Annotated in this window: 10 protein-coding genes; all 10 read right to left on the bottom strand. The window is 43.6% G+C overall.

Annotation, left to right across the window (positions count from 1 at the left end):
* Window positions 1-426 (bottom strand): hypothetical protein (locus tag ACYVFD_RS35765; protein ID WP_461095421.1); only part of this gene is annotated, 426 nt, incomplete at its 3' end.
* Window positions 427-932: 506 nt separating this feature from the next.
* Window positions 933-1184 carry a type II toxin-antitoxin system HicA family toxin gene (locus ACYVFD_RS35770; protein WP_461095422.1) on the bottom strand — a complete coding sequence of 84 codons (252 nt, stop codon included), beginning with the start codon at window positions 1182-1184 and terminating at the stop codon, window positions 933-935.
* 2 nt (window positions 1185-1186) lie between these two features.
* Window positions 1187-1402 (bottom strand): type II toxin-antitoxin system HicB family antitoxin, encoded by a 216-nt coding sequence (locus ACYVFD_RS35775; protein WP_461095423.1) that lies wholly within the window; start codon window positions 1400-1402, stop codon window positions 1187-1189.
* On the bottom strand, window positions 1399-1968 hold the full coding sequence (locus tag ACYVFD_RS35780) for a replication/maintenance protein RepL (protein WP_461095424.1): 570 nt from the start codon (window positions 1966-1968) through the stop codon (window positions 1399-1401). The genes ACYVFD_RS35775 and ACYVFD_RS35780 overlap by 4 nt, the downstream gene beginning before the upstream one ends.
* Window positions 1969-2212: 244 nt before the next feature.
* On the bottom strand, window positions 2213-2839 hold the full coding sequence (locus ACYVFD_RS35785; RefSeq protein WP_461095425.1) for a hypothetical protein: 627 nt from the start codon (window positions 2837-2839) through the stop codon (window positions 2213-2215).
* A 1-nt stretch (window position 2840) separates the two neighbouring features.
* On the bottom strand, window positions 2841-3674 hold the full coding sequence (locus tag ACYVFD_RS35790) for a relaxase/mobilization nuclease domain-containing protein (RefSeq protein WP_461095426.1): 834 nt from the start codon (window positions 3672-3674) through the stop codon (window positions 2841-2843).
* Window positions 3671-4027, bottom strand: a complete 357-nt coding sequence (locus ACYVFD_RS35795; protein ID WP_461095427.1) for a MobC family plasmid mobilization relaxosome protein — start codon at window positions 4025-4027, stop codon at window positions 3671-3673. The genes ACYVFD_RS35790 and ACYVFD_RS35795 overlap by 4 nt, the downstream gene beginning before the upstream one ends.
* Before the next feature lie 195 nt (window positions 4028-4222).
* Window positions 4223-4726 carry a hypothetical protein gene (locus tag ACYVFD_RS35800; RefSeq protein ID WP_461095428.1) on the bottom strand — a complete coding sequence of 168 codons (504 nt, stop codon included), beginning with the start codon at window positions 4724-4726 and terminating at the stop codon, window positions 4223-4225.
* 101 nt (window positions 4727-4827) lie between these two features.
* Window positions 4828-5469, bottom strand: a complete 642-nt coding sequence (locus tag ACYVFD_RS35805; RefSeq protein ID WP_461095429.1) for a porin family protein — start codon at window positions 5467-5469, stop codon at window positions 4828-4830.
* An 81-nt stretch (window positions 5470-5550) separates the two neighbouring features.
* On the bottom strand, window positions 5551-6460 hold a 910-nt coding region (locus ACYVFD_RS35810; protein WP_461095430.1), incomplete at its 5' end, for a hypothetical protein.

The following is a 6460-nucleotide window of genomic DNA, read 5'->3' on the forward strand; positions in this document are numbered from 1 at the left end:
GGCATCTGATACCGAAAACGTGGCGGAGTTACCTGTAGAACATAAAGAGGAAGTTGAGGTAAACGTTGGGGTTGGAGGCTTTTGTTGAACATAGACAATTATAGATCCCAGACTGTAATTACCTCCCCAGTATACTTCAATCCATCCATTCTGGTGGCTTGAATCCAAATACAGAATGTCTTCAATATCCGAGACTGTCGTCGCAGTTGAAAAATTAGAAGAAGTATTGACACCGATGGGTATCAAACCTGACCCGTCTGTAACCGGATCGATGTCAATATTAACACTACTCTTGCCACACTCAATATAAGCTGTTTGCCCGTTTGTGTACCAGGTTCCATCAATTAGAACTCTTGATGGCTGTGCAATAGCCAATCCCAAATTTACCGTCAATAGGACGGTTAGAGCGTAGGAGAACCGTTTCATGATGTGTTGTATATGTAGTTTGCATAAAAATTATTTTGTTACTGCAATATAGTTAATATTATTTAATTTATATTAAATATAGATTAAATTATAGTTATAATCATTAACATTTTCGTAACAAATTTGTTAAATTAGTAATTTGAATATCCAAAAAGTTACATAATATTCTAAACCCTAACAAATTGTTTTAGAGCGGAGTCTGCGACGCGGTTACTGTACTCGGGGCGTTGCCCCAAACCCCAAGGTTTTTTTCAGGCATAAGCCACCCCTAACTGTACATTTTTTCTCCCCTTTCCCATTCATGTGGCGTCAGCAATAGGTACAGTTAGGGGTGGCTTATGCCTGAAAAAAACCTGTGACGGTACGTCACAAAAAACCCCGGATGGCTTCAAGCTATCAATCCGGGGTACCCGTACGGTTAGTACGTGGATCAGCCTATCCCTGGCGGGTTGCTCCTCAGCAGAGCCCACGTCCGTTTCAGCTAATATTGTCTACTCCTCAAGGAGTTATTTTTTCTTACTTAATAAGCGTTGGAGTAAATCCTTTTTATCGACACCTAAATGGTCGGCTACTTCACCAACGATGGCATTTAGGGTGCCTATTTTCAACGGCTTGTGATTGGGAACACTCTGGGTGTTTTCCCCATTCTGGAGCGTTTTAATGATGATATGGCTACCCGTTTGATGTTGCACCTGATAACCTACCTTTTCGAGCATTTTAACCAGTTGACTACCATTTAAGTCACGAGGTAATTTCATAATTAAGCCAGGGCAAAGACCTCTTCAAAATGCAGTCGAATCGATTGCGGCCGTTGCTCCGGCTTATCAAAATAGTACCCTTCCACAGCGTCAATAATCATGGTTTTCAGTTCGGGTATTGTATCTCCTTGGGTGACAATAGATCCTTTTTCTAGACGTGTTTTAGCGACATATCCGCCGTCTTCGTCGGCTTCTACAGTAAATACTAGTTCTTTCATGACTCGAGTTGAAATAAGTCTAGCTGATTAATGGATGCTTTCTCTCTCTCCTTCTTCTTCTTAACATATGTCTTTGCAAACGTCACTCGGTCACCATTAAATACTACAAGAGGGTTGATATAGTATTTCAAGTGATGACTACTTCGAGCAATTATATTAGCTTCTATTAGACCTGTTAATCCTTCAAAAACGCTACGTTCAGATGAATAACCCGCATACTCTAAGCAATCCTCCATTATGAAAATAAACAGGTCCTGCTTGGGCTTTAGTACTGTTAAGATATAAGAGAACACGCGTATTGCTGGTTTAGACAAGTCCCAAAAAGAAGCAAGTTGAGATAAATACAACTTAGCAAACTTATCTTCTTCTACTTCGATGAATCGCATAAACTGAGAATAACCAGTTACTTCCCCATCGGTAGAAGTTATCATTTGAATCTCGTCTTTATTCTTAGGACGAATTATCTGTTGCCGCTTGACAATCTTAATGTCTTGAACAGCTTTCTCAACAAATGGATTCTCATTGTAAGCTGTGAAGTCTCTTATGCTTTTGTACTTAGTGGGCATATTTCACAAGTTTTACTTGTTCTTTTGCGCTCTAAAGATAAAGTATATTTTGGCCCAATACCAAAAAAAATTTGTTCTTTTTAAGAAAAAAGAACAAATAAAACTTGTGCAGGGAACAAACTAAACTTGTGCCAGGTACAAGTGACCCCCATTGATAATCAGTTAGTTATAAGGCTTTGCTTCTTAGCCTCTTAAATAGGGGTAAAAAAGCACGTTTTTTCACTCCTATATGAGACATCAATTTTCAGTTCTTTTTCCTCTTTTTCGACTGCGCCTTACCTTCTAGTTGATTAGCCTGCTCAGAAAGTGCTTTCGCCTGCTCGGAGGCTTTACGTGCCGCCTCTCTGGTAGCGTCAGCTTGTTCTAATTTGATCACGCGTTGTTGATAGTAAGAGCCACTATCATGAGCAAAAGCCCCGTCCAATTGAGCTGCATAAGTGGGGCCATCTTGACGAACAGCACGCCACTTCCAGTCAGAAACCTCGAACTGATCCCGCTCATCTTTCCACTTTATCGCATAGTAAGCCAGTATACCGGTGCTTACCAGAGAGACTAGCAGTAGAATCAGCCCATATTGCACCCCTCTGGTAATCCGATTGGCGGGGCTTCGTCGAACGTCTTCCCGAAGCAGTTGCAGTTGCTGACTAATTGGGGTCAGATCCACGGACGTAGCTTGTGGTTTCTGCTGTTTTAGATCACTCACTTCACTCCGTAGCCCATTGACCGCATTAGCTACCTTTTCCAACGTAGATCGGGCATCCAGCAGGGTAGTGGGTTTAGGCTGATTAGCTAAAAGCTGTTTGACTTCGGCAACATCCTGGGTCAGATGCTGGACTAACTCGGTAAGTAATTCGACTTCTTGGGGCTCCATCTCACAAGCTGCGGCCTACTCCGCGATTTAAGGTTTGTTCTTGCTTTAACTCTAAGGCTAGTTTCCTTTCCAGGTTAATAGCTAACTGCTTTTCAATCCCACCTATACTCAAGCTCTGGTGTAACTTGGAGCCCTTGAACGAAATACTCTGCTCATCGGCTCCATCCCCCGTTTTCATCTCAAAGTGAACGCCACGCGCTTTCCCACTCTGATCCCGGTTGATCTGTAGGCTAATGCCATGTTGGGCTAAATCATCGCGTAATTCCCGGCCGTTGGTCGAGCGGCTTAGACTAGCCTGCACCTGCTCACGCATCTCGATTCGGTAGCGATCTAGCTTAGGAACCCGTTCCAGGCTCATACGCTTACTCAGCTCCATCATCGGCGTCAGATCGTACTTTTGCTCGATTTGACGTAAAAGTGTCTCAGAACGGCTAAAATTGTGGCTGTCGCTGATGGTATGACCGTTATCAGCGACCCGATTAGCCACAATATGGAAATGAGAGTGGGCGGTATCCTGATGGCGAACCACCACGTATTGAGATTGATCCAAGCCCATCCCTTTCAGATACTCGCTGGCCACTTCCTTCATCAGCTCCGGTTTGGCGGCTAATCGGGCTTCGTCCTGAGGATTGAAGCTAATGGCCGTGTGCCACACACTTCGACTTAGGTCGGGGTTCATGCTGGCCTGCCGGGTGAAGTCGGCCACCATCGATCGGGTGTCATAATCGCGTACGCCGTGGCTCATCAGGATATGGCCTTTGCCCAGCTCCACTTTTTGCATCACGTAGCCGCAGCACCCTTTGAAGCTACGGCCAATGCTGGTCTTTGCAATCATGGCTCAGCGGGTTTATCTAGGATCTCACTCAACTGACGGAGGAGCCGTTGAGCTTCCAGGGCAATGCTGCGGATGCCGTCGGCATTGGCTTTATGAGCGATCTGGTTGAGGTTATTACCCAACTTGGCCACTTGGTTCAGCACCGCATTTTCGGCGGGGCTAAGTCGTACCTGGGCTTTGCCGGTGAGGATCATCTGCCGGCCATAGTCGGACAGATTCAAACCCGCTTTTTCGGCCCGCCGTTGGACAGCTAGTTTCTCCAGCTTGGTCAGACAGACTGTCATTTGCTGGTCTCGTTTCTTCTCGCTGGGCGGTCGGCCACCCTTCTTTCTGATGGGTTCGGTAGGAGTCATAGCGAACAGAGTGAGCGGTTTTTCACCCCCGACAGTCGGAGGGGGGACAGCCGTTTTTGCCCGAAAAAGACGACCGAAGGGAGGAGTTTTTTAGGGGAAAAACATGGCTGGCTACTCAATAACACAAGCAACATAAGCACGCGTCAGCTTTTTCACAAGCGCAGCTGTGTTTTTCTTCTCTTGGAGAAAATTGGATTAGCTAAATAGGCGTTGCCAAAAGGATTTTTTACTTTGCCTTGGCACTTGATTAGTTTCGGCTTCCGTCACTCGACTATCAAATGTTAGGCTTGGAGCAGGTAGCAATTTGAGTTCTCGGTTTTCTTCGCGTAGACTAGTGTTCTCAGCTCGTAAGTAGGCAGTTTCACTTTTGAGGAGCTGAATGATCTCGTCTTTGGCAGCTAAGAGGGCTGTATAGTCTTGTATAGGCTCTTTGTGTAGGCTTGTAGAGTCATTGTCTACCCTTGTATAGGCATCAATTTTGGGAGATTTTATAGGAGGGTAAACATTAAATAGATAGTTGGCTTGGATTGTGTACATAGTACCCTTTTTGCCATTTTTAAGCTCAATAAACGGTTTACTAGCAGGTTTCTTACAAAGTCTCCGTATAGTCGCTTCGTTTAAACCTGTAGCTTCTGAAGCTTCTTTCAAAGTAAGATAACTCATGCTGTTGTTAAGGCTTGTATAGGCTTGTACAGTCATTGTATAGGCTGCAAATCAAGCAAATACAGTAATTAATCACAACGACAGCACCACTTGAAAGATGCCTTTCAAGTGGTGACGACACAGATTAGAGTAAATTGCTAAAAATAATAGGCAAGATTTACAGACCAAACGCGGTTATACCATTTTTCGACATGGTATACTTTAGTAATCCCTGATTGAGGATCAGGAGCTGTATAATCTTCTCGTAAGGGGTTCATGCCATAATAGTACCGGCCATCTACCACAAAATGTTGGCCTAATCGGTAGCCAACCCCTCCTATCAAGCCAGCATCAATTGACTTCGTGTGCTGATAGGTAAGTGCCTGATCCTCTTTGGACGCAAAATAATTCCTTGCTGTTAGCAAATACCCTATCTGTCCACCCGCTTGAATAAAAGCTCGCTCTCCAACTGGGCGAATCCGTAGTAATACAGGAAGGGCAAGATAATCGAAAGCATAGATAATTCGGTCATCGGATTGACCAAAGGGACCTGTATATTTCTCAGAAGCACCTTGCCGAGAATAAATTAATTCGCTGGCTAAAACAAATTTTCGAAAAAATTGCTGCTCAAAGGCTACACCAGCATTATAGCGCCACAGAGGTTTATCAAGAGATAAACTGGTTTGAATTTGTGCAGCATTTAGCCCCGCAGTAACACCAAATCGAGCCTTGCCTTGTCCGTAAGTAGCCGATGAAATAAATAAGGATAGTATGACTATCTGTGCTAACCTCGTATTCATAAGCTTTTATTTTAAAACGGCTACATACCTTATCGCTCTATAATACAGAACTTGATAAGGTATGTAGCCAATCTATTTATTTTATTGAAGGATAACTCGAATGGACTGCGCTTTATCAGAGCCGTAAATACCTTGAATGTAATAAGTACCTCTTGGTAAGTTATGAACATCAATGTCAATGTTCAACCCATCTGCTACTTCTCGATCTGTATAATGACCTTTTACTGAGATTTCCTTAACTACTCCATCCTGTTCTGTAGAAAGTTGTATCACATCAGGTAAATGCTCAGCATCAGCATCCTTATCAAAAATTGCCGTTACTTTATCACGAGCCGGATTAGGAGCCATTCGGAAACCGCCACAACTGCTAATGAAGAAGGTTCGAGAAGTACCTCCTGTCGTACTACAAGCTGTATTTGTAACACTCATTTGAAGGACAAAACCACCTGCTGAACCGGCGGTTACTGTCGCGTTGACATAGTAAGAGTAAAAATAACTGACATTACTACTACCACTTGGTATTGACCAACTATAACTATATTGCGATGCAGGTAATTCAGGGTTAGACTGATAATTACGAGTATTGCCTACACAGAATGATGAACCATTATCGCCACCACCAGTAGCTGAAAAAGTAATATCACTACTACCAGGTGTACCAAACCAGTACGTTACAGCGTCGCCTTGCAAATTACTACAACCAGGAATTACACCTCGAACACTGACAGAACCAAACGAATTGTATTGAATAGTTACACTGCTGGTTGTTGCACTGCTAGTTGTATATGTAGTTCCCCCATTGACGGTTACACCGCCTGTTGTTTGCCAAACTAAGTCCAAAGGCTTAGTACTTTGAAAGCTATAGGCATCTGATACCGAAAACGTGGCGGAGTTACCTGTAGAACATAAAGAGGAAGTTGAGGTAAACGTTGGGGTTGGAGGCTTTTGTTGAACATAGACAATTATAGATCCCAGACTGTAATTACCTCCC

The sequence above is a fragment of the Spirosoma gilvum genome (assembly GCF_054776815.1).